Here is a 25,984-nt window from a genome sequence, read left to right on the forward strand (position 1 = left end):
GCCAGGGGTGTCAGGCTTCGAAGCGGTAGCCCATGCCGGGTTCAGTGAGAAGGTGGCGCGGCCGCGAAGGTTCCGGCTCCAGCTTCCGCCGCAACTGTGCCAAATACACGCGCAGGTAATGGGATTCCGTCTCGTACGACGGCCCCCACACCTCGTGCAGCAGCTGCTTCTGCGCCACCAACCGGCCGCGATTGCGCACCAGCAGTTCGAGCACGCCCCATTCGGTCTTCGTCAGGTGCACCTCGCGGCCCTCGCGCAGGACCTTCTTCGCCGCCAGGTCGATCGTGAACGAGCCGGTGTCCACTACGGCTTCCGCGCCGTCCGCGCCTGCCACCGACGAACGCCGCACCGCAGCACGCAAGCGGGCGAGCAGTTCGTCCATTCCGAAGGGTTTGGTGACGTAGTCGTCGGCGCCCGCGTCGAGCGCTTGCACCTTGTCCGCCGAATCGCCCCGCGCGGACAGGACGATGATCGGCACCGTGGTCCAGCCGCGCAGGCCCGCGATCACTTCGGTGCCGTCGAGGTCGGGCAGGCCGAGGTCGAGCACCACCACGTCGGGTTTCGTCTCGGCGACCGCTTTCAGAGCGGCGGTGCCGTCGTGTGCGGTGATCACCTTGTATCCGCGCGCGTTGAGGTTGATCCGCAGCGCCCGCACGATCTGCGGTTCGTCGTCGACGACCAGCACCGTCGCCGTTTGGTCGGCAGTCATCGCGCCGCGCCCTCCTCCGCCGATTCAGCTTCCACGAGTTCCCGGCCGGTACAGGCCGGCAGGGAGATCACCACGGTCAAGCCTCCACCAGGAGTGTCCTCGGCGCGAACCGTACCGCCCATCGCCTCGGTGAACCCCTTCGCGACGGACAAGCCGAGCCCGACGCCCGGCGTCGAGTCCCGATCGCCGCCCAGCCGCTGGAACGGCGCGAACGCGGACTCCGCGGCGCCCTTCCGCAGCCCCTTGCCGTGGTCGACGATCCGCAGCTCCACGAATTCCGAATGCGCGCTCGCCCGCGCCGAAACGTCCCCGCCGCCATGCCGGAGAGCGTTGTCCAGCACGTTCGCGATCACCCGTTCCAGCAAGCCGGGATCCGCCAGCACAGAAGGCAATCGCGGGTCCACGGACACCTGCACCTCCTGCGAGTTGTCCACAGTGGACAGGGCATGCGCGACCACCTCGTCGTAGCCGACCGGCCGCAGATGCGGGGTGACCGCACCGGTCGCCAGGCGCGACGAGTCGAGGAGGTTGTCGATCAGCCCGGCGAGCCGGTCCGCCGAAAGCTCGACCGCTTCCATCAGTTCCTCAGTGTCCTCATCGGACAGAGACAGGTCCGGCGCGCGGAGGCTGCCGATCGCGGCCTTGATGGACGTGAGCGGCGTCCGCAGGTCATGTCCGACCGCGGACAGCAGCGTCGTCCGCAGCTCGGTCGCCTCGGCCTTGCGTTCGGCGGCCGCCGCGGCCGCTGCCATCCGCTGCTGGCGCAAGGCGAGCAACGCTTGTCCCGCAACGGCTTCCAACACACGACGGTCCGCAGCGGGCAACGCACGTCCGCGCAGCGTCAGATGCACGTCCGCGGTCACCGCGATGTCCACATCGGCCTCATCCGGATCCGCGCACGGCTCGCCGCCGGACAGCGCGACCTTGTCCCATTTGCCGTTGCGTTTCTCCAGCAGCGTCACGGAAGTGAGGCCGAAATTCTCCCGCACCTTCTCCAGCAACCGCTCAATCGGATTCGGGTTGGTCAGCACCGTGCGCGCGTACGACGCCAGCAGCGACGCCTCCGTCCGGGCCCGCGCCGCCGCCACGCCGCGTCGAGCAGCGGAAGCGACGACCAGCGCCACCATCACCGCCACCACGATCATCGCGATCAGCGTCACGACATTCTGCGGGCTGTGCACATCCAGCGTGTACAGCGGCGGCGTGAAGAAGAAGTTCAACAGCCCCGCGCCGAAGATCGCGGCCAGCAAAGCCGGGCCCAGCCCGCCCACCAACGCGACGACGACGGTGGCCAGCACGTAGAGGATCACGTCGGTGGAGAACTCGACCGCGTCGCGCAGCAGCACCCCGAGACCGGTCGCGGCGACCGGCAGCAGGATGCTCAGCACCCAGCCCATCACGAGCCGCGACGGAGCCAAGGGGTTCGTGCCCAGCCGCGCCCGCAGCCGTCCGCCGGCGTAGGAGTGCGTGACCATGTGCACGTCGATCGGCCCGGACTGCTGCACCACGGTCGCGCCGATGCCCTGGTCGAAAAGCCGCGCGATCCGGGAGCGCCGCGAAGTGCCGACCACCAGCTGAGTCGCGTTGACCCCGCGCGCGAAGTCGAGCAACGCTGTCGGCACGTCGTCGCCGACCACGGCGTGGAAGGTCGCGCCGACCTCCTCGGCCAGCGTGCGGCAGCGGGCCATCGCGGTCGGCCCGAGACCGGCCAGGCCGTCGCCGCGCAGGATGTGCACGACCTGCAGTTCCGCGCCCGCCCGGGTGGCGATCCGGCTGGCGCGCCGGATCAGCGTCTCGCTTTCCGGCCCGCCGGTGATCGACACGACCACCCGTTCGCGCGTCTCCCACGTATCGGTGATCTTCTGCTCGGCGCGATAACGCTGCAGCGCGACGTCGACCTGGTCGGCCACCCACAGCAGCGCCAGTTCGCGCAGCGCGGTGAGGTTGCCGGGCCGGAAGTAGTTGCCCAGCGCGGCGTCGATGCGCTCGGCCGGGTAGACGTTGCCGTGCGCGAGCCGCCGCCGCAGCGCCTCCGGCGTGATGTCCACCAGTTCCAGCTGCTCCGCGCGGCGCACGACCTCGTCCGGCACGGTTTCCTGCTGGGTGACGCCGGTGATCCGCTCGACCACGTCGTTGAGGCTCTGCAGGTGCTGAACGTTGACCGTGGACAGCACGTCGATGCCCGCGTCGAGCAGTTCGTCGATGTCCTGCCAGCGTTTCTCGTGCCGTCCGCCGGGCACGTTCGTGTGCGCCAGCTCGTCCACGACGACGACCTCCGGCGCGCGGGCGAGCACCGCGTCGAGGTCCATCTCGGCGAACTCGTGCCCGCGATGGCTGACCGTGCGCCGCGGCACGACCTCCAGCCCGTCCAGCAGGTCCGCGGTCTTCTTGCGGCCGTGCGTTTCGACCAGGCCGACGACCACGTCGGTGCCGCGGTCGAGCCGACGGCGTGCTTCGCCGAGCATGGCGAAGGTTTTGCCGACCCCCGGAGCCGCACCGAGGTAGATCCGCAGTTCGCCTCGGCGCGGCTTCGGGGAGGTGTCAGAGGTGCTCACCGTGTCAGTGTGCTCCAGGAGCGGCCGAATGCACGGCAAGGTTGAGCCGGAGCACATTCACGCCCGGCACACCGATCCCGCTGCCGGTCGTGTTGTCCACGACCAGCTGCCGTACCTTCTCCTCGCTCAATCCGGTGTTGCGCGCCACGCGAAGCACTTGCAGCTCGGCGTAGGAGACGCTGATCGCGGGGTCGAGGCCCGAGCCCGACGCGGTCACCGCGTCCGCGGGCACCTCCGCCGGGGTGACGCCCTCGCGCTGGGCGATCAGCTGTCGCCGCTGCGCGATGGCCTTGGTGAGATCCTCGTTGTACGGGCCCTTGTTGGACGGCCCCGACGTCGACGGGTCACCCGGCCCGAGGAGGTCCTTGGAACCGGCGGAGGGCCGGTTGTGGAACCACGGGTCGTGGGCGGCGTCGGCGGGCACCGGGTCGATCCCGATCAGCGACGAGCCGACGGCTTGGCCGTTGACCGTCACCACCGAGCCCTCGGCGTTCCCCTGAAGGCCGGGGACCCGGGACACCGCCCACACGCCCAGCGGGTAGCCGATGCCGAGCAGCACGGTCATCGCGATGAGCAGGCGCAAGCCCGCCCAGGTCTGCTTGAGCAAGACGTTCATGTCAGCCAATCCCTGGAATGTGGCGCACGATCAGGTCGATCACCCAGATCCCGAGGAACGGGCTGACGATCCCGCCGAGGCCGTAGACGAGCAGGTTGCGGCGCAGCAGCGCGGAGGCCGACGAAGGCCGGTACCGCACGCCGCGCAGGGCGAGCGGGATCAGCGCGACGATGATCAGCGCGTTGAAGATGACCGCGGAGAGGATCGCCGACTTCGGCGTCGCCAGGTGCATGATGTTGAGCGCGCCGAGCTGGGCGAAAATGCTGGTGAACATCGCCGGCAGGATGGCGAAGTACTTCGCGAGGTCGTTCGCCACGCTGAACGTGGTGAGCGCGCCGCGGGTGATCAGCAGCTGTTTGCCGATCCCGACGATCTCGATCAGCTTCGTCGGGTTCGAGTCGAGGTCGACCATGTTGCCGGCCTCTTTCGCCGCCATGGTCCCGGTGTTCATCGCCACGCCGACGTCGGACTGCGCGAGCGCGGGCGCGTCGTTCGTGCCGTCGCCGGTCATCGCGACGAGCCGCCCGCCCTCCTGCTCCTTCTTGATGAGCGCCATCTTGTCCTCGGGCATGGCCTCGGCGAGATAGTCGTCGACGCCCGCATCCTGCGCGATGGCCTTCGCGGTGAGCGGGTTGTCGCCGGTGATCATCACCGTTTTGATGCCCATCGAGCGCAGTTCCTCGAAGCGCTCCTTCATGCCCGGCTTCACCACGTCCGACAGCCGGATCACGCCGCGCACGAAGGCCGTCCCGCCCGCCGATTCCGCGACCACCAGCGGGGTTCCGCCCTGCTGGCTGATCTCGTCCACGACGCGTTCGGTCTCGTCCGGCACGTCGCCGCCGCGCTCGCGGACCCATTCGCGCACCGCCGAGGCCGCGCCCTTGCGGACCTCGCGCCCGCCGACGTCGATCCCGCTCATCCGGGTCTGCGCGGTGAACGGCACGAACTCGGCGAGCTTCTCGGTGTCGTCCGCCGCGGCCGGAAGCCCGTGCCGCTCGGCGATCAGCTCGACGATGCTGCGGCCTTCCGGCGTTCCGTCGGCGAGGCTGGACAGCCGGGCCGCGCGCGCCAGATCATCCACAGTGGACTGGCCGACCGGGATCAGTTCGGTCGCGCGCCGGTTGCCGAAGGTGATCGTTCCGGTCTTGTCGAGCAACAGCGTCGACACGTCGCCCGCGGCTTCGACCGCCCGGCCGGAGGTGGCGAGGACGTTGCGCTGCACCAACCGGTCCATTCCGGCGATGCCGATCGCGCTCAGCAGCGCTCCGATCGTCGTCGGGATCAGGCAGACCAGCAGTGCGGTCAGCACGATCACCGACTGCTCGCTGCCGGAGTAGGCCGCCATCGGCTGCAGAGCCACGACGGCGAGCAGGAAGATGATGGTCAGCGTCGACAGCAGGATGGTCAGCGCGATCTCGTTCGGCGTCTTCTGCCGGGAAGCGCCTTCCACCAACGCGATCATCCGGTCCACAAAGGACTCGCCCGGCTTGGTGCTGATCCGGACCACGATCCGGTCGCTCAGCACCGTGGTGCCGCCGGTGACCGCGCTGCGGTCGCCGCCGGACTCCCGGATCACCGGGGCCGATTCGCCGGTGATGGCCGATTCGTCGACCGTGGCGATGCCTTCGACGACGTCGCCGTCACCGGGGATCACCTGCCCGGCCTCGACCACCACGCGGTCGCCTACGCGCAGGTCCACGCCGGGCACCCGCTCCTCGGAACCGTCCTCGGTGAGCCGCCGCGCGACGGTCTCCTTTTTGGTCCGCCGCAACGATTCCGCCTGCGCCTTGCCGCGTCCTTCGGCGACGGCTTCGGCCAGGTTCGCGAACACGACGGTGAACCACAGCCACACCGCGATGAGGATCGAGAACACGCTCGGATCGGTGATCGCGAAGACGGTGGTCAGGACCGAACCGGCCCACACCACGAACATCACCGGGTTTTTGAGCTGGTGACGCGGGTTCAGTTTGCGCAGCGCGTCCGGCAGCGACGACCAGAGCTGCTTCGGGCTGAAGACACCGGCTCCGACGCGTCCAGCATTCTCGACATGGTGCTGCGTCTCCTCTTCCGGAGTCCGCTCCTGAGTGATGGTCATGCCAACGCCTCCGCGATGGGACCCAGCGCGAGCGCCGGGATGAACGTGAGAGCCGCGACGAGGACGACCGTGCCGGTCAGCAACGTCCCGAACAGCGGTCCGGTGGTGGGCAGCGTGCCCGCGGTTTCGGGGACTTTCTTCTGCGACGCGAGCGAACCCGCCAGGCAGAGCACCGCGACGATCGGCACGAACCGGCCGACCAGCATGGCCACCGAAAGCGACGCCTGGAACCAGTCGCTGGTCGCGGTGAGACCGCCGAACGCGCTGCCGTTGTTGTTGCCCGCGGACGTGTAGCCGTAAAGGACTTCGGACAGCCCGTGCGGGCCCGCGTTGCCGAGCGCGTCCCGGGTGCCCGGCAGCAGCAGGGCGATGCCGGAACCGAGCAACACCACCGTGGGCATGGCCAGCATCGAAATCGCCGCGCAGGTGACCTCGCGCTTGCCGAGCTTCTTGCCCAGGTACTCCGGCGTCCGGCCGACCATGAGCCCGGCCAGGAACATCGCGATCACGGCCATGACGAGAATCCCGTACAGCCCGGTGCCGACGCCGCCCGGCGAAACCTCGCCGAAGAGCATGTTCAGCAGCGTGCCTCCGCCGCCCAGTCCGGACAGGCTGTCGTGCGCGCCGTTGACCGCGCCGGTCGACGTGCCGGTGGTGGTGTCGGCGAACAACGACGTGCCGCCGATCCCGAACCGCTGTTCCTTGCCTTCGAGATTCGCTCCCGCGGCGAGTGCCGCCGGGCTGTTCGTGCGCGCCTCGGACGTCCAGATCACCGCGAGCATCGCCGCCCACAGACCGGTCATCACCGACAGCAGGACGTAGCCCTGCTTGCGGTTGCCTACCAGCTGCCCGAAGGCGCGGGTCAGGCAGACCGGGATGACGAGGATCAGGAACATTTCGACGACATTGGTCCAGACATTCGGATTCTCGAACGGGTGCGCGGAGTTAGCGTTGAAGATGCCGCCTCCGTTCGTGCCAAGTTCCTTGATCGCTTCCTGGCCAGCAGCCGGCGCGAGCGCGATCGTGCTGTGCGAGCCGTCCGGGTTCGTCACCGCGACGCCGGACCGCAGGCTCTGCACCACGCCGAGCGCCACGAGGACGAGCGCGAACACGAACGCCATCGGCAGCAGCACGCGGATCGTGCCGCGGGTCAGGTCGACCCAGAAGTTGCCGAGCCGGTCGGTGCGCGAGCGGACGAACCCGCGCGTCACCGCGATCGCCACGGCGAGCCCGACGCCCGCGGACAGGAAGTTCTGCACGGTGAGCCCGGCCATCTGGACGAAGTGGCCCATCGTCGTCTCGGGCGTGTAGGACTGCCAGTTCGTGTTGGTCACGAAGGAAACCGCGGTGTTGAACGCGACGGCGGGCGACACCGGCCCGCGGCCGAAGTTCCACGGCAGGATCGACTGCAAGCGCTGCAGCAGGTACAGCAGGAGCACCGAGACGAACGAGAAGCCGAGCACCCCGGAGGCGTAGGTCTTCCAGTGCTGTTCGGTGTCCGGGTCGACGCGGACGATCTTGTACAGGGCCTTCTCGACCCGCAGGTGCTTCTCGGTGGAGAAGACGCGGGCGAGGTAGTCGCCGAGGGGTCGGTAGACCACCGCGAGGGCGACCAGGAGCACGCCGGCTTGCGCGAAGCCGGCCGCGACGTCACTCATCTCAGAATTTCTCCGGCCTCACGAGGGCGACGAACAGGTAGCCGAGGAGGCCAAGCGCCAGCAGCCCGCCGACGATGTTGGCCACGGTGCCCGCGCCGCTCACAGCTTCTCCAGCCCGCGCAGGACACCGGCAAGCACCGCGAAAACGCCGATGAGCAACAGGGCGTACAGCAAATCTGCCACGAGGCACCTCTCAGGAAGGGTCACCCGGCACGGGTGACCGTCGGTCGAGAGCCACTGTGCGGTGGGCGCGACGGTGCGCATCCCGCGTCTGACGGGTCCTTGACGCGGCGACCTGGGGGCGTTTACGCGATCTTGACGGCCGGTGACCCGGGCCACGACGTCAAGCGCCATCCGGGTTAGCGAGGGCGCATGACTGTCCGTAGTTGGTGGGTGACTTGCGGCACAGCAAGTAGTGGATCAAGGACAGAGAGTGCAATTCGGGCAGACATGAATTCGAGTTCGTGTTACACCTGGGTTACCGATACTTGTATCAGCTAACTAACTGGCTCAGGGAGGTCTCGTATGTGCGGAATCGCGGGCTGGGTGTCCTACGACACCGATCTCACGCAGCAGCAGGAGATCGCGGACGCGATGACCGAGACCATGGCCTGCCGGGGACCCGACGACCGCGGAACCTGGGTCCGCCGCTCGGTCGCGCTGGGCCATCGCAGGCTCGCCATCATCGATCTGCCGGGCGGACGCCAGCCGATGAGCGTGAAGACGCCGAACGGCGAAGTCGCGATGGTCTACAGCGGCGAGACGTACAACTTCGCCGAACTTCGTGAAGAACTCACCAAACTGGGCCACCGCTGGGAGACCGACAGCGACACCGAGGTCGTGCTGCACGGCTACCTGCAGTGGGGCACGGAGGTCGTGGACCACCTCAACGGCATGTACGCGTTCGCGATCTGGGACGAGCGCGACCAGAAGCTCGTGATGATCCGCGACCGGATGGGCATCAAGCCGTTCTACTACTACCCCACCCGCGACGGCGTCCTGTTCGGCTCCGAGCCGAAGGCGATCCTGGCGAACCCGTTGGCGCGCAAGGTGGTCGACAGCGACGGCCTGCGCGAGCTGATGGGCTTCACGAAGCGGCCGGGCTGGTCGCTGTGGAAGGGCATGTACGAGGTCGACCCGGCCACCGTCGTGACCGTGACCCGCGAGGGGATCAACACCCGCACCTACTGGAAGCTCGACGCGAAGCAGCACACCGACGACCAGGAGACGACGGTCGCGCGCGTGCGCGAGCTGATGACCGACATCGTCCACCGGCAGCTGATCGCCGACGTCCCGCGCTGCGTGCTGCTGTCCGGCGGCCTCGACTCGAGCGCGGTCACCGGCCTCGCCGCCGCGCGGCTGGCCGAGGAAGGCGAGCAGCTGCGCACCTTCTCGGTCGACTTTTTCGGGCAGGAGGAGAACTTCAAGCCCGACGAAATGCGCGACACCCCCGACTCGCCCTACATCCGCGATGTCGCCAAGCTCGTCGGTTCCGCGCACCAGGACGTGATGCTGAACCCGGCCGACCTGAGCAACCCCGAGGTCCGCCGCGCGGTCCTGCGCGCCCGCGACATCCCGTCCGGGCTCGGCGACATGGACACGTCGTTGTACTTGCTGTTCAAGGCGATCCGCGCGGAATCGACGGTGGCGCTGTCCGGCGAATCGGCCGACGAGGTGTTCGGCGGGTACCGCTGGTTCCACGACGAGGCCGCGGTCAACGCGGACACCTTCCCGTGGCTGGCGTTCCGCAACAGCCTGATGGAGGACCGGGGCTCGCTGCTCGACCCCGGACTCTCCGCGAAGCTGGACCTCGATTCCTACATCGCCGACCAGTACCGGACCGCGGTGTCCCAAGTGGACCTGCTGGACGGCGAGTCCGAGCGGGAGTCTCGGATGCGGGTCATCTCGAACCTGCACCTGACCCGGTTCGTGCGGCAGCTGCTCGACCGCAAGGACCGGATGTCGATGGCGGTCGGCCTGGAAGTGCGCGTGCCGTTCTGCGACCACCGGCTCGTCGAGTACGTCTACAACGCGCCGTGGTCGCTGAAGACCTTTGACGGCCGGGAAAAGAGCCTGCTGCGGCACGCGACGAAGCACGTGCTGCCCGCCTCGGTGCGGGACCGGGTGAAGAGCCCGTATCCGTCCACTCAGGACCCGGGGTACGCGGTCGCGTTGCAGCAGCAGATCAAGGAAGCCTTGGCGCAGAAGGACAACCCGGTGTTCCAGATGGTCAGCCGGGAATGGCTGCGGCAGTCGGCGGAGACGGACCCGTCGGCGATCAGCCAGGCGCAGCGGGTCGGCATGGACCGGGCGCTGGACCTGCACCACTGGTTCGACATGTACTCGCCGGAGCTGGAACTCAACTGACCCGCTGCCTCTCGGCGCTCACCGCGACGCCGCATTGGGTGCGTCTGACGCACTCAATGCGGCGTCCAACGCCGTTTTCGGGGCGCGTGCGGGCAATCGGTCAGAAGTCCAGGTGCGCGTCGATCTCCGTGCCGCGGACGTCCAGTTCCGCGCCGGTTCCGCTGAGCAGCCGCCGGGCCGCCGCATTGTCCACAGTGGTCGTCGCGACGAATTTCGCCGCGCCGCCGTCGCGGGCCGCGTCCAGCAGCACCGCGGCCACCTTGCGTCCGATCCCCCGGCCGCGGGCCGAACGGCACAGCCACACCCCGGCTTCGACCTCCAGCGCGGCCCGTCCGGACACCGGCCGCAGCCGGGCCGCCCCGCGGACCCGGCCGTCGACCTCGATGACCCAGGTCGTTTCGATGGCGGTGTCCGGATTGAGCGATCGTCGGCGGTGAAAGGCGAGAAACGCTTCGCGGCGGGCTTCGGTCCAGCCGGCGGGACCTTCCACCGGCGGCATGACCTCGGCCGGTTCGGCGTCGGCCACCGCGGCTTCCAGCAGCCGCTCAAGCCCCTGCTCGTCGAGCGGGATCAGCACGATCTCGGATTCTCCGGATCCAGGCACGCCCCGCAGCTTGGCACGCGAAGCCGCCCGGCGCTACCCGATCGGCCCAGTCGTTACCAGGGAACGGCTTGCCGAAGCGGTCGAGGAACCGCAGCCCCGGCTCGCCTGCCTGCGCTTCCAGCACCTCGACGACCGCGGGCACGCTTTCCCCGGGCAGCAACGGCCGTTTTGTAGAGCTCGTATCCAGGCTCGACGTTCATCGAGATGCTGCCCTGCTCGGACGACATCACCGCGACCGTGCCGCCCGGCGCGACCAGATCATGCAGTCCTTCGAGAACTCTCAACGGGCCCAACGCGTTAGTGATCATCACTTCGGAGAACACCTCGGCAGAAACTTCGCTGATCGGCAGATTCCCTCAGTCGATCGCCGCGTTCACGAAGAGCAGATCGAGCGGATCGTCCATTCTGCCGCGCAACGCGGCGATCTGTGCGTCGTCGGTCATCTCGAGTCGCTCGATCCGCAGCCCTTCTCGAGGCACCGCACCATCACGAGTCGTCGCGACGACCTCCCACCCGCGCCGGTCCAGTTCGGTGACCAGCGCCCGCGAAGCTCCGACCACCAGTGCCCGGCGGCAGCCATGACCTCTCTTGTTTAGACGCAACGTCACGTCTAGCCGTTAGCACGGGTAAAGTGCCCGGTATGCCCGCCGTCAATTCCCAGCCCCGCAGGGCACGCTCCGGCAACCGGCGCGACGAGGCCGCGCGCCTGGCCGTCCTCCACGCTGCCGACGACCTGCTGGTCGAACACGGCTTCAGCGCACTGACCGTCGAGGCGATCGCGCGTCGTGCCGGCGTCGCCAAGCAGACGATCTACCGCTGGTGGCCGTCCAAGGTCGAAATCCTGCTGGACACGCTGATCGAGGACAGCGAGAAACGCCTGCCGGTGCCGACGGAACTGCCGACGGCCGACAGCATCCGCACGTATCTGCGCGACTTCGCGCACTTCCTCGCCGAAGACCCGGCGGGCAAATGCCTGCTCACCCTGCTGGCCGAGGCACAGCACGACGTCGCGACCGCGGCTCGCTTCCACGAGCGTTACCTGGAACCGCGGCAGATCGCCGAACGCGAGATGCTGACGCGGGCCGCCGAGGAAGGCGAGGTTTCTCCGGCGCTGGGACCAGAAGCCACAATGGACGCTCTGGTCGGGCCGATTGTCTACTGTGCACTGACCGGGGCGGCAGTGCCGGAGGAATTGGTGGATACGTTGGTGGAGAAGCTGCTTCGCCCGCGAGCTTGACCTACCGTCGCACCTCCGCGACCCGCACCGGACGATTCTCCTTACGGGAGACCTCGCACGCCTCCGCGATGTAGAACGCCTCCAACGCATCCCCCGCCCCCGCTGGCGACGGGATCCGTCCGGCGGCCACGTCCAGGAACGCCCGCAGCTCAGCGGCATAAGCCGTCCGGAAGCGTTCCATGAAGCCTGGGTACGCCGGTCCCGGCAATGGCTCGACGCCGGGCTCCACCGACCGCAGCGGAGCCTGGTCGTCCAAGCCCACCACGGCATTCCCCGATGAACCGAGGGCCTCGAAACGCACGTCGTAGCCCGCGCCGTTGTAGCGCGTCAGCGAGACCGTCGCGAGAGTTCCGTCGTCGAGCGTCATCGCGACCGCTGCGGTGTCGACGTCTCCAGAATCGGCGAAGAACTGCTCGCCTTTGTTGCGTCCCAAGGCGAATACCTCCTCGACCTCCCGGCCGGTCACCCAGCGGATGATGTCGAAGTCGTGCACCCCGCAGTCCCGGAACAAGCCGCCGGAGTGCGCGATATAGGCGGCAGGCGGCGGGGCCGGGTCCAAAGTGGTCGCCCGCACGGTGTGCAGCCAGCCCAGTTCCCCGCTTTCCACCGCGACCCGCGCGGCCTGGTAGCCCGCGTCGAACCGGCGCTGGAAGCCGATCTGCACCGGGACGTCCGCGTCCGCGATCCGGTCGATCACCGCGAGCGTGCCGGGGATGTCCGCGGCGACCGGCTTCTCGCAGAACACCGGGACCCGCGCGTCGACCGCCTGGATGATCAATTCCGGATGCGCGTCCGTGGCCGCCGCGATGACCAGGCCGTCGAGGCCAGCGCGGAACAGCGCGTCGATTCCCTCGGCCGCCTCGACCCCGAGCCGAACGGCCACCGCTTGCGCTCGCGCGGGATCCACGTCCGCGACGACCACGGACGTGACCTCTTCGAAGCCCGCCAGCGTTTCCGCGTGCGAAGCACCGATCCGCCCGGCCCCTGCCAGTCCCAACCTCACCGCTGTGCCTCCCCTGAGTTCGGCCCCGTGGTCTGCCGCACGACCAGGGACGGATGGAGCAGATGCCGCACCGGTTCAGTGCGTTCACCGCGGACGCGCTCCAGTAACGCGTCGAAAGCCAGCCGCGCCATTTCCGCGCGCGGCTGGTCCACTGTGGTCAGTGAAATGTGCCGCAGGGCGGCCAAGGACGTGTTGTCGTAGCCGACCACCGAAACGTCCTCCGGTACCCGCAAACCGTGTTCCTCAAGCGCTGAGATCGCGCCGACCGCGTTGAAGTCGTTGCCCGCCAGCAGCGCGGTCGGCCGCGGGGAGTGCGAGGACAGCAACTCCTGCACGGCTTTCTCGCCCGCGGTGTCGGTATGTTCGCTGCGCACCACGATCGGTTCGAGCCCGTGCGCCCGCATCGCCTGCCGAAACCCTCGGCGCCGCGCCGCGGCACCGGCCGCTCCCCCGCCGTCGAGGTGCGCGATCCGGCGATGCCCCAGCTGCACCAAGTGCTCGACGGCCAACGCAGCGCCAGCTTCGCCGTCGTCGTTCACCGTATCCACAGTGGACAGCCGGGAAGTACGCGACACCAACACTACTGGACACTGCCGTGCCGCGGCTTCGATCGCCGCGGCCGGAACCACCGGCGACAACAGCACCACGCCAGCCGGACGGAACGACAGAAGACTGCGCAATGCCGCGCCTTCCCGAGAAGGCATCCGGCCGCCGGTGTTGAGGATCAAGTCGAACCCGGCCGCTTGGGCCGCCGCGTCCAGCCCTTCCACGACGTCGGCGAAGAAGGCGTTGCGCAGGTCGTTCACCATCACGCCCAGCACCGTCGACGTCCGGCTCGCGAGAGACCGCGCCATCACATGCGGCGAATAACCCAGTTCCTCGGCCGCTTTCAGCACCGCCGCGCGCCGCTGCGCCGAGACGTTCGGCGCGTTGCGCATGACGAGCGAGACCAGCGCCCGGGAGACTCCGGCTCGCTCCGCGACGTCCTCCATGGTGGGCTTCCCCATGCGGAAACCTCCCCGGAGAAACGCTTGACTCGACGGGTCGGACGCTACAAGCTTAGAGCGCTCTAATCAAGGGCACGCGCACCGCATCCATCGGAAGGCACTGTCCCCGACCGGAGAGGGATCCATGACCGCGAAGATCCGTGTCGCCGCCGCCCCGATCTCGTGGGGAGTCTGCGAGGTGCCCGGCTGGGGCCGAGTGCTCGAGGCCCCGGCAGTACTCGGCGAGATGGCCGAATTAGGCGTCACCGCAACGGAATTGGGTCCGCCCGGCTACCTGCCGCGCGAACCGGCCGCGCTGAAGAAGCTGCTGGGCAGTCACCGGCTCGAACTCGTCGGCGGCTTCCTTGCGGTGCCGCTGCACGTGAACCCGGACGCGGCGGTCGGCGAGGCGGAAGACTCAGCGGCGCTCTTTGCGGCGTGTGGCGGCGGAACACTCGTCCTCGCCGCGGCGACCGGCCTCGACGGTTACGACGAACGGCCCACCCTGACCGACGCCGAATGGTCCACTTTGGTCAACACGGCGGGCAGGATCCGCGACACAGCGGCAAAACACGGCCTTCAGACGGTCCTGCATCCGCACGTCGGCACGCACGTGGAGACCGAGGCCGAGGTCGAACGCTTTCTCGCCGACTCGGATCTCCAGCTCTGCCTGGACACCGGCCACCTGCTGATCGGCGGCACGGACCCGGTCGCGCTCGCGCAGCGGCACCCGCGGCGGATCGGGCACCTGCACCTCAAGGACGTCCGCGGCGAGCTGGCCGAGGCTGTCCGAGCAGGCCAGCTGCCGTACGCCGAAGCCGTCGGCAAGGGGCTCTACGTGCCGCTCGGCGAGGGCGACGTGGACATCGAAGCCATGGTCCGCTCCGTCGCCGAAGCGGGCTACGACGGCTGGTACGTCCTGGAGCAGGACACCGCGCTGAGCGACGACAGCCCGGTGGACCGCCCCGGCCAGGACGTCGCGACCAGCCTCTCGTATCTGCGCACAATCACCGGTTGACGTAGGAAGACAAGCGAGGAGAGACAACGATGTCCCATCGCTGGGAGCGCGTACGACGCTCCAGCCGCGCGGTGGCGGGCCTGCTGGCCGCGGGCTTGCTGCTGACGGCGTGCACCGGTCCGGCCGCCGAGCCGAAAACGACCGCGCCCGCCGCCGCGCCGACGCCGTCCGGACCGTTGAAGGTTTCGGTGATCACCCACGGCACCGCGGGCGACGCGTTCTGGAACGTGGTGAAGAACGGCGCCGAACAAGCGGGCAAGGACCTGGGCGTCCAAGTCGAATACACGTCCGACGGAGATCCGGGCGCGCAGGCGAAGCTGATCGACAACGCAGTCGCGCAGCAGACCGGCGGGCTCGTGGTGTCGATGGCCAACCCGGAGGCGCTGCGTCCGTCCATCGAAGCCGCGGTGCGCGCCGGGATCCCGGTGATCACCATCAACTCCGGCGAGGACAAGAGCGCGGAGTACGGCGCGCTCACGCACGTCGGGCAGAACGAGTCGATCGCCGGACAGGAAGCCGGGAAGAAGTTCAAAGACCTCGGCAAGCACAAGCTGTTGTGTGTGATCCACGAGGCCGGAAACGTCGGACAGGCGCAGCGCTGTGACGGTGCCAAGGCCGGGTTCGCGGGCACGGTGCAGACGCTGCAGGTGGACATCTCCAACCCGACCGACGCCGAGTCGCGCATCCGCGGCGCGGTGCAGACCGACTCGTCGATCGACGCGGTCCTGACGCTCAACTCGCAGGTCGCCGCCCGTGCGGTGAGCGCGATCAAGTCGGTGAACTCGAAGGCGCAGGTCGCCACGTTCGACCTCAACTCCGACGTGGTCGCCGCGATCAAGGCCGGGGACGTGCTGTTCGCGGTCGACCAGCAGCAGTACGAACAGGGTTATCTCCCGGTGGAGTTCCTGAAGCTGTACCGGGACAACGCGAACGTCGTCGGCGGCGGCAAACCGGTGCTCACCGGACCCGACCTGGTCGACAAATCCACAGTGGACAAGGTCGGCCAGTACGTGCAAAGGGGCACCCGATGACGACCCTCGACGAACGCCTGGCGAAGCCGCGGCTGACCGACCGGCTGGTGGTGCGCCCGGAGATCGGCGCGCTGCTCGGCGCGGTAGTGGTCTTCCTGTTCTTCACCTTCGCGTCCGACAAATTCTTCAGCGCCAGCGGAGCCGCGACCTGGCTGGACGACGCGGCGACGCTCGGCATCATGGCGGTGGCCGTCTCGCTCCTGATGGTCGGCGGCGAGTTCGACCTGTCCGCGGGCGTGATGACCGCCTCGACGTCGCTGGTCACCGCTATCCTCGCCACCCAGGCGGGCTGGAACGTGTGGCTCGCGCTGCTCGTCTCGCTGGTCTTCGCGCTGACGGTCGGCGCGTTCAACGGCTGGCTGGTGATGAAGACCGGACTGCCGAGCTTCATCGTCACCCTCGGCACTTTCCTTGCCCTGCAAGGATTGAACCTCGGCGTGACCCGGCTGGTGACCGGCACCGTCCAGGTGTCCGGCATGCGCTCGACCGACGGCTACGCGTCCGCCGGGTTCGTCTTCGCCTCCACGGTGGACATCGGCGGCACCCCGTTCCAGATCTCCATCGTCTGGTGGCTCGGCGCGATCGCGGTGGCCGCGTGGCTGCTGGTCCGGACGCGGTTCGGCAACTGGATCTTCGCGGTCGGCGGTTCGGCGGCGAGCGCACGCGCGGTCGGCGTTCCGGTGGTGCGCACGAAAATCCTGCTGTTCATGGGCACCGCGCTGGCCGGATGGCTGGTCGGCTCGATCAACATCCTGCGGTTCGCGAGCGTCCAGGCGAACCAGGGCATCGGGCTCGAATTCCAGTACATCATCGCCGCGGTGATCGGCGGCTGCCTGCTGACCGGCGGGTTCGGCTCGGCCGTCGGCGCGGCGATCGGCGCGCTGATCTTCGGCATGGCGCGCCAGGGCATCGTGTTCGCCGGCTGGGACAACGACTGGTTCATGCTGTTCCTCGGGATCATGCTGCTCGCGGCGGTCCTGGTCAACAACGCTCTGCGGCGGCGCGCGGAAAGGGTCCGGCGATGAACGCTCTCCTCGAAGTCAAGGACGTCGGCAAGCGGTACGGCACCGTGGTCGCGCTGCGCGACGTGTCCACAGTGGTCAACGCGGGCGAAGTCACCTGCGTGCTCGGCGACAACGGCGCCGGAAAGTCCACTTTGATCAAGATCCTCGCCGGGGTGCACCAGCACGACGAAGGCGAGTTCCTGGTCGAAGGCGCGCCGGTACGGTTCGCTTCGCCCCGGGAAGCGCTGGATCGCGGAATCGCCACGGTGTATCAGGATCTCGCGGTGGTGCCGTTGATGAGCGTGTGGCGCAACTTCTTCCTCGGCTCCGAGCCGACCGTCGGGTTCGGCCCGTTCCGGGCCCTGGACCGGCGGAAAGGCCGTGAGCTGACGAAGAAAGCTCTTGCCGAGATGGGCATCGACCTGCGAGACGTCGAACAGCCGGTCGGCACGCTGTCCGGCGGCGAACGGCAGTGCGTCGCGATCGCTCGAGCCATCCACTTCGGCGCGAAGGTACTGATCCTGGACGAGCCGACCGCCGCGTTGGGCGTGAAGCAGGCCGGCGTGGTGCTGAAGTACGTGGCCCAGGCCCGCGACCGGGGCCTGGGCGTCGTCCTGATCACGCACAACCCGCACCACGCGTACCCGGTGGCCGACCGCTTCCTGCTCCTCAAACGCGGCGCGGCGCTCGGGTCCTACGAGAAGACCGAAATCGACCTGCCGGAGCTGACCCGGCAGATGGCCGGCGGCGCGGAACTGGAGGCATTGGAGCACGAGCTACGGCAGGCGGAGGCGTCGTGAGTGTTCATCGCGGCTAGAACCGCGATTGCCACTCACGAGGTCACCTTCTCCAGCCACGGCCGCACCACCGGAACCACCGCGGCCGCCTGCATGGCGCTCAGGTGGTCCAGCCCGTCGAGCACCTCGACGGTCCATCCGCGCGCCTCCAGCTCGGCGCGCTCCCGCAGCAACGGACCGGCGATGTCGACGGTCACTCCGCCCCACCGTTCCCCATATTCGATCCGGTCCTCCGAACCCGCGAAACACAGCCGGGGGCACGACAGCTCGACCGCCCGGTCGTCGAAGTCCCGCAACGCCTCATACAACGTCACGAACTGCTTCGTCTGCCCGGCGGACAACGTGACGTCCACCGAATCCCAGTCCCCCGGCTCAGCCGCTGACCCCGAAAGAACAGGCCCGGCCGACGCCATCTCGTGCGTCGCCCGGGTCACCGCGAGCATCGCCGCATACGGCCCGTCCAGCGGCGGATACCCGCCCATCGCCAGCGCGTCCAGCCGATCCGTCCGCAACGCCAGCTGCAACCCGGAAAGCGCCAGCCACGAGTACCCGTAGTACGAGAACCGGTCGACCCCGACCGCGTCCGCCACCGCCAGGAAATCCGCCGCGACCGCGTCCGGCGTCAAGTCGGCCGGATGCGCCATCCGGTGTCCCTGGTAGTCGAAGGCCACCACTCGGAACCCGGCGAATCCCTCGATCAGCGAACGGCCCAGCTCCGGGTCCGCACCCCACTGCCGGGCCGCTTCGGCCTCCGGTCCTTCCGCGGGCCGGGGGTCGACCGGGAGCAGCAGCACCGGCCCGTCCCCGTGGACCTGCGCTTCGATCCGCGTTCCATCGTGCAGAGCAGCCTCAGCCATCTCATCTCTTTACGTCGTAAAGTGTCGTCGGACCCGACCGTACTATACGACGTAAAGAGATGTCGAATCAGCTGGTGACGGCGGGCGACGCCGCGTCGGAGACGAGCTTGCGCGGGGTCCCGGACCCGTCCGCGGGCACCGACCACACGGCGTTCTCGAGGCCATACAGGATCGTGTGGTCGTCCTGCCAGAGCGCCTGGTCGTCGACGCTGCGGGTCTCGGCGAGCGCGGTCTCCCGCATCGTCTTGAGGTCGAGCACGGACAGCCGCCAGACGCCCTCGCCGACCTTCTTCTTGAACGCGATCCGCGTCTCGTCCGGCGACAGCGACGGGCATTCCACGTTCTCCCGCAGCGCTTTGCCGCGGTAGGTGTCGTAATTGCCTTCGATCAGATACGTCTTGCCCTTGGTGCCCAGCGTCGAGTAGAAGCGCTTGCCGTCCTTGCTGAACGTGATGCCCCAGTAGTTGACGTCGGAGGAGAAATACCGCTTCCCGTCGACCAGGACCGGCAGTTCCTCGATCGTCTTTTCCAGCTCGCCGTTGTCCAGCTGGTACACCCCGGCCCGCGTCGAAAACCCGGTGGCCGCGTAGGAATCGCCGGTGACGAACACCGTCCAGTACACCCGTTTGCCGTCCGGCGACACCCGCGCCCGGCTCGGCGTCCCCGGCAGATAGTCCTTGTGCACCGTGGTGAAATTCCGGTCGAGGACGCTGAAATCGCTGACCGCGGGCAATGTGCCGGGCCGCACCGCGAGACACATCCCCGTCGACGCGGAGACCGCGAACCGATCGCACTTCAGATCGCTGAACTTCGGCGCGGCGCCGGGATTCGCGAGCGGAACGACGCCGACGTTGCCCGTCTTGGTGCTGCGAAAGAACAACTGCCCAGGCGCGAGCGAAAGATGTTCGACCTTCGCGGGTTCAGCCGGACTCGGCCGCGCGGCAACTGTGTAAACCACCGCGGCGGCTGCGAGCACCACCGTTCCGGCAACCGCGAGAAGTACTTTTTTCATGTGCGCACCGGCCTTGCGAAAGCAGCGCCGAGCGCCACGACAGCGAGCGCTCCGGCAGCGACGAGAACCGCGGGCTGGAGATCCCACAAGGTCCAGGCGAGTCCGAAGAGGACAGACGAGAGCATCCGCGCGGCAGCCTGTCCGGTTTGGACCACGGCCAGACCGGTCGCGCGGAGATCGGCGGGCACCAGTGGTCCGGCAGCAGCCATCAGCACCCCGTCGGTGGCCGCGTAGAACACGCCGTGCAGCCCCAAAGCGAGAGCCGCGAGCCAGAACCCGGACACCGGCCCGCACAACGCGATCAGCGCGGCGACGAGCGCGACGTGCCCGCCGAGGAACACCGGCCAGCGCCCGATCCGGTCGGCCAGTTTGCCCAGGGGCACCGCCAGCACCAGATACACCGCGGCAGTGCCGAGCGGCAGCAACGGGAAGAACGTCGCCGCGACGTCCCAGCGTCGCTGAAGCACCAGGTACACAAAGGAATCGCCGAGGGTCACGAACCCGAGCAGCGCCGCCCACACCGCCACACGGCGGAAACCCCGCTCGCGCAACAGCCCGAGCGCGGCCCGCACGGACACCGCTGCCCGGTCGACCGCAGCCGGCCGGTCGCGGACGAACAACACGAGCAGCAACACCGCGATCGCCGCGATGCAGAAGCTGGTGAAGAACACCGACGGGTAGCTGCCGAGGCTCAGCGCGAGCACCGCCATCGCGACGAGCGGACCGAGGAACGCGCCGACGGTGTCCATCGCGCGGTGCACGCCGAAAGACCGGCCGAGCGTCGCGGGCTCGCTGCTGAGCGAGATCAACGCGTCGCGCGGGGCGGTGCGCAGCCCCTTGCCGGTGCGGTCGGCGGCGAGCACCACGCCGATCGCCGCGACCGACGAACCGGCCGCGACCAGGCCGAGCTTGCACACCGCGGACAAGCCGTAGCCGAACCCGGCGACCGCCTTGAGCCGGCGCCACCGGTCGGCCAGATGCCCGCCGAGCACGCGGACCACGGCGGTGGCTCCCGCGTAAAGCCCGTCGAGCAGGCCGAACTGCAGCGGGTTCAGCCCGAGGCCGAGCACCAGATACAGCGGGAGCACCGCGGTCACCATCTCCGAGGAGATGTCGGTGACCAGGCTGACCGCGCCGAGTGCGACGACGTTCGCCGACACCCGGCGCAGGCCGGCCTTGCGCTCGGTGCCCGCCGCGACGTCCGAACTACGGCTTGCCGCGATGTACATGACCGGCCCCTAGTTGTGGCAGGTGTAGGTCGGGCTGCTGTCCAGCACCGTGCCGTCGAGACCGATCAGCTGCTCGGAGAACGTCGTGTCGGTCATCGTCAGTTTCAGCACGCCGAAGGTGTCCTTGAGCAGCTTCGCCGTGGTCGGGTGCGCGGCGTGGACCGGGTACGGGTTCGCGCCGCCCATGCCGCCGACGATCTCGACCGGGCCCGCCGGGTCCGCCTTGCCGTTCGCGTCCTGCGGGACGAACCGCTCGTAGTGGTGGTCGTGGCCGTTGAGGATCAGGTCGACCTTGTTCTGCGCGAACAGGTCCCACAGCTGCTTGGACCCGCGCTGGTCGCCGTGGTCGCCGGAGCTCCACCGCGGGTGGTGGTAGTACGCCGCGACGCAGCCCTTGGTGTTCTTGGCCAGATCCTGCTTGATCCAGTTCATCTGGTCGGTGTCCTTCAGCTCGCCGCCGTCCTTGTCGTCGACGAAGCCGTTGGAGTCGAGGGCGATGAAGTGCCAGTTGCCCATTTCCCAGCTGTAGTACCGCTTCCCGTTCGGCGTGGCGATCTTGCCGAAGTACTGCTCGTAGGCCTGGAACGGGGTGTCGTCGTAGGTCTCGTGGTTGCCCGGGACCGGATGCGTGATGCTCTTGAACTTGCCCCAGGTCTTGTCGTAGTAGTCCTTGAAGTTCTGCAGCGTCAGCGAGTCGTTCTCGGCGTCGTACTGGTTGTCGCCCATGGTGATCACCGCGGCGGGGTTGATCTGCTGGACGAGCTTCGCGGTCTTCGGGTGCATGCAGCTGGAGCTGCTGGCGGTGCACTGTTCGGCGATGTCGCCCGCCGCGGCGAGGACGAAGGTGTTGCCCGCCGTCCCCGGCTTCGTGTGCACCTTGACCGCGGCGCTGACCGGCGAAGCGTTGCCGGCGGCGTCCTTCGCCCGGACGGTGTAGGTGTAGTCGGTGTCCGGCGAAAGGCCGTTGTCGGTGTAGGACGTGGACGTGCTCGTGGCGATGGACTTGCCGTCCCGCAGCACCTCATACCCGCTGACGCCGACGTTGTCCGTCGCGGCGGCCCAGGTCAACGCGACGCTGTTCGCACCGATCTCGCCCGCGGCGAGGTTCGACGGAGCAGTGGGCGGCTGGGTGTCACCGGACGAGTCCGGCGTGCCGTACGCCTGGAGCTCCCACAGCGAGTAGCCGTACTTCGTGGCGCGCTCGGTGCCGACGAAGCGCAGGAACCGGCCGTGCCCGGACAACCCGGTGAGGTCGTCGGTGCCGCCGTCGCCGTTGGTGATCGTCGCGATCGGCTTGAAGTTCTCGCCGTCGTCGGAGATCTCGATGCGATACTTCTTGGCGTAGGCCGCTTCCCAGTTCAGCTTCACCCGGTGGACCGTGGCGGCCTGCCCGAGATCGACGCGCAGCCACTGGGCGTCGGCGCTGACCGCGCTGGCCCAGCGGGTTTTGAGATTCCCGTCGACGGCGTTCTCGCCGCTCAACGTGGACGCCTCGAGCGTGGACGTGCTGACGGGTTTCCCTTGGGACAGCAGCACATCGGCGGCAGCGGCACTGGCGTCGCGCGCGGGCGAGACCGCGGCGGGCAACAGCACCACCGCGGCCGCCGGCAACGCGAACCGGGCGAGACTTCGGACACGGGACGAGGACACGTCGCACTCCTTCGGGCCGGACGGGAACAGGGCGGCGGCGTTACGGTTCTGCGGCGTCTCGTTGCGTTAAGAAAGTTTCCTAACTAAACGGCAGAGTAGCGGGGCCGGTTTCTCCCGACAAGCCCGGAACGGACGTGAAACGATCAAGACCACCCGCTCAGCGGAACCTCGCCTCCGGCTGAAGATCCGTGAAGGGCTCCTTCAGGGAATCTGATTCCGCCAAGGAGTCCTTCACGGAGCGCTCAAGGCCGCAGCAGCCGCCGAACCTCCTGCACGGCGGCGCGACCGGCCCGGTTCGCCCCCACCGTGCTCGCCGAAGGCCCGTACCCGACCAAATGCAGCCGCGGCTCCGCGACGACCCGAGTCCCGTCCATCCGGATCCCGCCGCCCGGCGTCCGCAAATGCAGCGGAGCCAGGTGATCGATCGAGGCCCGGAACCCGGTCGCCCACAGGATGACGTCCGCGGGCTCGAAACTGCCGTCCTCCCAGACGACCCCGTCGGCGACCAGGCGCGAGAACATCGGCCGCCGGTCCAGATATCCCGCCGCCCGACCGGCGAGCACCTGCGGCGTCACCGGCAGGTCTGTCACGCTCACGACGCTCTCCGGCGGCAGCCCGGCCCGCACCCGCTGCTCCACCTTCGCCACCGCCATGCGGCCCCAGTCCTCGCTGAACTCTTCCTCGCGCCACACCGGCGGACGCCGCGTCACCCACACTGTCGAACGGGCGACCGGGCCGATCTCCATCAGCAACTGCACCGCCGACGTTCCGCCGCCCACGACCACCACGCGCTGGTCGCGAAATTCGTCAGCACCGCGGTAATCCGCCGTGTGCAGCTGCCGTCCGGCGAAATTGCCGGGATAACGCGGCCAGAACGGCCGATCCCACGTCCCGGTCGCGCTGATCACCGCACGCGCCGCCCACGTTTCCGCGGGCGATTCGACCAGCAGCCGCTCCCCCGCGCGCCGCACCGCGGTCACGTCGACCGGACGATGCACGGGCAAGTCGTACGTCTTCTCGAAGCGCCCGAAGTACTCCGACACGGCCTCGCTCGCCGGGCGCGCAGGGTCCGGAGTCCCGAACGCCATCCCCGGCAGGTCGTGGATCCCGTGCACCCTGCCGACCACCAGCGACGGCCACCGGTATTGCCACGCGCCGCCCGCGCGCTTGCCGTGGTCGAGCACGACGAACCCGCGTTCGTTGGCGAACCCGGCCCGGCGCAGGTGATACGCCGCCGACAGCCCGGCCTGCCCGGCCCCGATCACCACGACGTCGGTCTCGTGATCCGCACTGCTCATACAACGTTCAACAATTGCCCGCGCCCGGTATTTCCGGCTCAGACCGCGACCCGGTTGCGGCCGGCGTCTTTCGCCCGGTACAGCGCGGCGTCGGCCGACCGCAGCACCTCGTCGAGGGTGGTGCCCGCCTGCGGATAGCACGCGACCCCGACGGACACGGAGAGTCCGCTGATCCGCAGCGGACCTCCCACCGAGACGGTCAGCTCCCCCACCGCGACCCGCACCCGTTCGGCGATCCCGAGCACGTCCGTGCCGCCGGTCGCGGGCAGCAGGACCACGAATTCCTCGCCGCCGAACCGGCCGACGGTGTCGCTTTGCCGCACCGAGGACTCAATCGTCACGGCAACCGCGGCGAGCACCTCGTCGCCGGTGAGGTGCCCGTACGTGTCGTTGATGCGCTTGAAGTGGTCGAGATCGATCATCAGCACGGCGAACCCGCTGCCGGTCCCGCGCCGCCGGGCCCGGGTGAATTCGCGGGTCGCCAGCTCGTGCCAGCCCGCGGTGTTGAGCAACCCGGTCTTCTCGTCGGTCACGACCGCCACCTGCAACTGCTGCTTCAGCAGGAGATAGCGGTGCAGCAACAGCAACGGCGGCAGCACGAACACCACGAGCACTGGCTGATGGACGAACGCCAGCGCGACGAGCCCGCCCAGACAGAGCGTCGCCAGCTCGAAGGCGTTGTCCTCCCACGTGCCGATGAGGTCCGCGGGCGAGCGGCTGTTCGTGTACAGGTAAATGCCTGTCGCCACGAGCACGACGTTCACAAGTTCAAAGGCAGCTGCCGCCAGTACGAGCGCGAGGACGCCGTACGCGGTATCGAGCCGCGCTTGATCCAGACCGCCGATGGTCAATACCGCAGACGCCGCGAAGCACGACAGCATCGCCCACGCGGTACTCGCCGCAAAGCGATGCGCGGGCCGCGTACGCACGTGTCGCCACACTCGCAGCCACAGATGCAGGTACAGCACCAACGCCAGCAACGCGACCCACGCCGGCGGAAGCAGGAACGCGCCGGCGAGATACCAGACGGAGGTGACATTGATGTGCGTCTGGCCGCTCATCCACCGCCGCAGCCGCTCGATCCGCCGCGACATTTCGGCCTGCGCGATGCCCAGCCCGGCGAGCACGCCGAACGAACTGAACTGCACTGGCCCGCCGAACCCGGTCGCCAGACCGGTCGCGGTGAGCGCCGTCGCGACCGCTTCGCACGCTAGCGCGTAGCCGATCCACCGCCGCCGCGCGACCGCCCACATCGCCCAGCGCGGAGGCCAGCCGCGCCAGGCCGTCACCGCGCCGCGCACCCCGATGGGGACAGGTGCCTGCGTCACGGGCGCCCCCACGCGAAATTCGGCCTACGGAAGTTGCCCAGGGTAGCGGGTCGGCTCCGCAACTAGCCGAACCGAGCGAAAACTCCTTCGCGAATTGCCCGCTGGGCACGCTCTGGGTAGAGAGCGGGCAGGTGCCGGACCGGTCAGCGGCGCAGCTTCCGCACGATGGCCAGCACGATCAGCAGCACGACCACGCCCGCGGCCACCGGAGCCAGCCGCTTCGCGACGGACTGGCCCGCGTAGTCGAGCAGGTCGATCGCCTCGGTCTCGCCGGTCGAACCGCCGGCCGGAACGCTCCGCAGGTGCGGCTTTTCGTCGGCGGCCGGCTTCTCCTCGGCAGGCTTCTCTTCGGCCTTCTCTTCCGGCTTCTCCGCCGGAGCCGCGGCTTCTTCGGCCGGGGTCTTCAGCGAGGCCGCGAGGTTCCCCGCGAAGGTGTCGAGGATCTTGCCGCCCACCTCGGAGATCAGGCCGCGGCCGAACTGCGCCGGGCGTCCGGTGATCGCCAGGTCGGTGGCGACCGCGCCGTGCGTGCCGCCGTCGCGCTCGGTGAGCGTGAGGGTGACCGTCGCGGCCGCGGTGCCGCCGCCGCGGGCGTCCTTGCCGGACGCCTTGATGACGACCTTGCGCGCCGCCTCGTCCTTCTCCAGGAACTCGCCGGTTCCCTTGTACAGCAGCGAAATCGGCCCCAGCTTGACCTTCACCGTGCCCGCGAAGGTGTCCCCCTCCACCTTGGTGAGCGAGGCGCCCGGCATGCACGGGGCGACCCGCTCCGGGTCGATGACGGCCTGCCAGACCTCCCCGATCGGGGCGGGGACGGTGAATTCGTGGTCGAGCCGCACGGGCCGACCTCCTCTCCTGCACACTGCTTCGAGCCGTTGCCGTCCACCTTACGGCCGTCTCGCGGGGAGCGGCCCGGGAAGGACTCCTTGG

At 68.8% G+C, this 25,984-nt stretch carries 24 protein-coding genes; 6 read left to right on the plus strand and 18 right to left on the minus strand.

Going from position 1 to position 25,984, the window contains the following annotated elements; genetic code table 11:
• Positions 1–10: 10 nt before the first annotated feature.
• Genes H5411_RS16190 through H5411_RS47040 form a run of 7 tightly spaced genes read right to left on the minus strand, consistent with a single transcriptional unit; the run spans position 11 to position 7,897 of the window.
• The gene (locus H5411_RS16190) at positions 11–709 is read right to left on the minus strand and encodes a response regulator (protein WP_101435182.1); all 699 of its coding nucleotides are present in this window, start codon (positions 707–709) and stop codon (positions 11–13) included.
• On the minus strand, positions 706–3,264 hold the full coding sequence (locus H5411_RS16195) for a sensor histidine kinase (RefSeq protein ID WP_183124274.1): 2,559 nt from the start codon (positions 3,262–3,264) through the stop codon (positions 706–708). The genes H5411_RS16190 and H5411_RS16195 overlap by 4 nt, the downstream gene beginning before the upstream one ends.
• 4 nt (positions 3,265–3,268) lie before the next feature.
• Complete coding sequence (locus H5411_RS16200) at positions 3,269–3,880, minus strand: potassium-transporting ATPase subunit C (RefSeq protein ID WP_183124275.1); 612 nt, start codon at positions 3,878–3,880, stop codon at positions 3,269–3,271.
• Between the two features lies 1 nt (position 3,881).
• Positions 3,882–5,975 (minus strand): potassium-transporting ATPase subunit KdpB, encoded by a 2,094-nt coding sequence (gene kdpB / locus H5411_RS16205; protein WP_183124276.1) that lies wholly within the window; start codon positions 5,973–5,975, stop codon positions 3,882–3,884.
• A complete protein-coding gene (gene kdpA, locus H5411_RS16210; RefSeq protein ID WP_101435186.1) occupies positions 5,972–7,633 on the minus strand; it encodes a potassium-transporting ATPase subunit KdpA in 1,662 nt (553 codons plus the stop codon). Before kdpA ends, kdpB begins: the two co-directional genes overlap by 4 nt.
• A gap of 1 nt (position 7,634) precedes the next feature.
• Complete coding sequence (kdpF, locus tag H5411_RS47585; RefSeq protein ID WP_037358287.1) at positions 7,635–7,736, minus strand: K(+)-transporting ATPase subunit F; 102 nt, start codon at positions 7,734–7,736, stop codon at positions 7,635–7,637.
• Positions 7,733–7,897 carry a hypothetical protein gene (locus H5411_RS47040; RefSeq protein ID WP_220817003.1) on the minus strand — a complete coding sequence of 55 codons (165 nt, stop codon included), beginning with the start codon at positions 7,895–7,897 and terminating at the stop codon, positions 7,733–7,735. The genes kdpF and H5411_RS47040 overlap by 4 nt, the downstream gene beginning before the upstream one ends.
• Positions 7,898–8,158: 261 nt before the next feature.
• Here H5411_RS47040 and asnB point away from each other — a divergent pair, with 261 nt between their 5' ends.
• On the plus strand, positions 8,159–10,000 hold the full coding sequence (gene asnB, locus H5411_RS16220; RefSeq protein ID WP_101435187.1) for an asparagine synthase (glutamine-hydrolyzing): 1,842 nt from the start codon (positions 8,159–8,161) through the stop codon (positions 9,998–10,000).
• A 100-nt stretch (positions 10,001–10,100) separates the two neighbouring features.
• Here asnB and H5411_RS16225 read toward each other — a convergent pair whose 3' ends face one another.
• Positions 10,101–10,604 carry a GNAT family N-acetyltransferase gene (locus H5411_RS16225; RefSeq protein ID WP_244194563.1) on the minus strand — a complete coding sequence of 168 codons (504 nt, stop codon included), beginning with the start codon at positions 10,602–10,604 and terminating at the stop codon, positions 10,101–10,103.
• A gap of 356 nt (positions 10,605–10,960) precedes the next feature.
• The gene (locus tag H5411_RS48950; protein ID WP_312878334.1) at positions 10,961–11,212 is read right to left on the minus strand and encodes a Rossmann-fold NAD(P)-binding domain-containing protein; all 252 of its coding nucleotides are present in this window, start codon (positions 11,210–11,212) and stop codon (positions 10,961–10,963) included.
• Between the two features lie 32 nt (positions 11,213–11,244).
• Between H5411_RS48950 and H5411_RS16235 the strand changes: the two genes are divergently transcribed.
• Positions 11,245–11,841 (plus strand): TetR/AcrR family transcriptional regulator, encoded by a 597-nt coding sequence (locus H5411_RS16235; RefSeq protein ID WP_101435189.1) that lies wholly within the window; start codon positions 11,245–11,247, stop codon positions 11,839–11,841.
• Position 11,842: 1 nt separating this feature from the next.
• Here the strand turns inward: H5411_RS16235 and H5411_RS16240 are convergent, their stop codons facing one another.
• Together H5411_RS16240 and H5411_RS16245 are read right to left on the minus strand one after the other, a co-directional pair.
• On the minus strand, positions 11,843–12,844 hold the full coding sequence (locus H5411_RS16240; protein WP_183124277.1) for a Gfo/Idh/MocA family protein: 1,002 nt from the start codon (positions 12,842–12,844) through the stop codon (positions 11,843–11,845).
• Positions 12,841–13,851, minus strand: a complete 1,011-nt coding sequence (locus H5411_RS16245) for a LacI family DNA-binding transcriptional regulator (protein WP_101435190.1) — start codon at positions 13,849–13,851, stop codon at positions 12,841–12,843. The genes H5411_RS16240 and H5411_RS16245 overlap by 4 nt, the downstream gene beginning before the upstream one ends.
• Positions 13,852–13,975: 124 nt before the next feature.
• On the opposite strand from H5411_RS16245, the gene H5411_RS16250 reads away from it, so the two are divergent.
• The 4 genes from H5411_RS16250 to H5411_RS16265 are packed head-to-tail and all read left to right on the plus strand — an operon-like array spanning position 13,976 to position 17,683.
• Positions 13,976–14,848, plus strand: coding sequence for a sugar phosphate isomerase/epimerase family protein (locus H5411_RS16250; protein WP_101435191.1), 873 nt, complete (start codon positions 13,976–13,978; stop codon positions 14,846–14,848).
• Positions 14,849–14,877: 29 nt separating this feature from the next.
• Positions 14,878–15,879 carry a sugar ABC transporter substrate-binding protein gene (locus H5411_RS16255; protein ID WP_101435192.1) on the plus strand — a complete coding sequence of 334 codons (1,002 nt, stop codon included), beginning with the start codon at positions 14,878–14,880 and terminating at the stop codon, positions 15,877–15,879.
• The gene (locus tag H5411_RS16260) at positions 15,876–16,904 is read left to right on the plus strand and encodes an ABC transporter permease (protein WP_101435193.1); all 1,029 of its coding nucleotides are present in this window, start codon (positions 15,876–15,878) and stop codon (positions 16,902–16,904) included. The genes H5411_RS16255 and H5411_RS16260 overlap by 4 nt, the downstream gene beginning before the upstream one ends.
• Entirely contained in the window at positions 16,901–17,683 is a 783-nt protein-coding gene (locus H5411_RS16265) for an ATP-binding cassette domain-containing protein (RefSeq protein WP_101435194.1), read from the plus strand. Before H5411_RS16260 ends, H5411_RS16265 begins: the two co-directional genes overlap by 4 nt.
• A 32-nt stretch (positions 17,684–17,715) precedes the next feature.
• Here the strand turns inward: H5411_RS16265 and H5411_RS16270 are convergent, their stop codons facing one another.
• The 7 genes from H5411_RS16270 to H5411_RS16300 all read right to left on the minus strand — a co-directional run bounded on the left by H5411_RS16270 (position 17,716) and on the right by H5411_RS16300 (position 25,893).
• Positions 17,716–18,537, minus strand: coding sequence for an alpha/beta fold hydrolase (locus tag H5411_RS16270; protein WP_101435195.1), 822 nt, complete (start codon positions 18,535–18,537; stop codon positions 17,716–17,718).
• Positions 18,538–18,604: 67 nt separating this feature from the next.
• Positions 18,605–19,549 carry a TolB-like translocation protein gene (locus tag H5411_RS16275; RefSeq protein WP_101435196.1) on the minus strand — a complete coding sequence of 315 codons (945 nt, stop codon included), beginning with the start codon at positions 19,547–19,549 and terminating at the stop codon, positions 18,605–18,607.
• Positions 19,546–20,778, minus strand: a complete 1,233-nt coding sequence (locus H5411_RS16280) for an MFS transporter (RefSeq protein WP_101435197.1) — start codon at positions 20,776–20,778, stop codon at positions 19,546–19,548. The genes H5411_RS16275 and H5411_RS16280 overlap by 4 nt, the downstream gene beginning before the upstream one ends.
• Positions 20,779–20,787: 9 nt before the next feature.
• Positions 20,788–22,428: a discoidin domain-containing protein gene (locus H5411_RS16285; RefSeq protein WP_312878336.1), complete on the minus strand. Its 1,641-nt coding sequence runs from the start codon at positions 22,426–22,428 to the stop codon at positions 20,788–20,790.
• A gap of 242 nt (positions 22,429–22,670) precedes the next feature.
• Positions 22,671–23,726, minus strand: a complete 1,056-nt coding sequence (locus H5411_RS16290; protein ID WP_183124278.1) for an NAD(P)-binding domain-containing protein — start codon at positions 23,724–23,726, stop codon at positions 22,671–22,673.
• A gap of 38 nt (positions 23,727–23,764) precedes the next feature.
• The gene (locus tag H5411_RS16295) at positions 23,765–24,979 is read right to left on the minus strand and encodes a GGDEF domain-containing protein (RefSeq protein ID WP_183124300.1); all 1,215 of its coding nucleotides are present in this window, start codon (positions 24,977–24,979) and stop codon (positions 23,765–23,767) included.
• 218 nt (positions 24,980–25,197) lie between these two features.
• Positions 25,198–25,893 carry an SRPBCC family protein gene (locus H5411_RS16300; protein WP_101435201.1) on the minus strand — a complete coding sequence of 232 codons (696 nt, stop codon included), beginning with the start codon at positions 25,891–25,893 and terminating at the stop codon, positions 25,198–25,200.
• Positions 25,894–25,984 lie beyond the last annotated feature (91 nt).

Origin of the sequence: Amycolatopsis echigonensis (genome assembly GCF_014174495.1) — a bacterium.
GTDB classification, from domain to species: domain Bacteria; phylum Actinomycetota; class Actinomycetes; order Mycobacteriales; family Pseudonocardiaceae; genus Amycolatopsis; species Amycolatopsis echigonensis.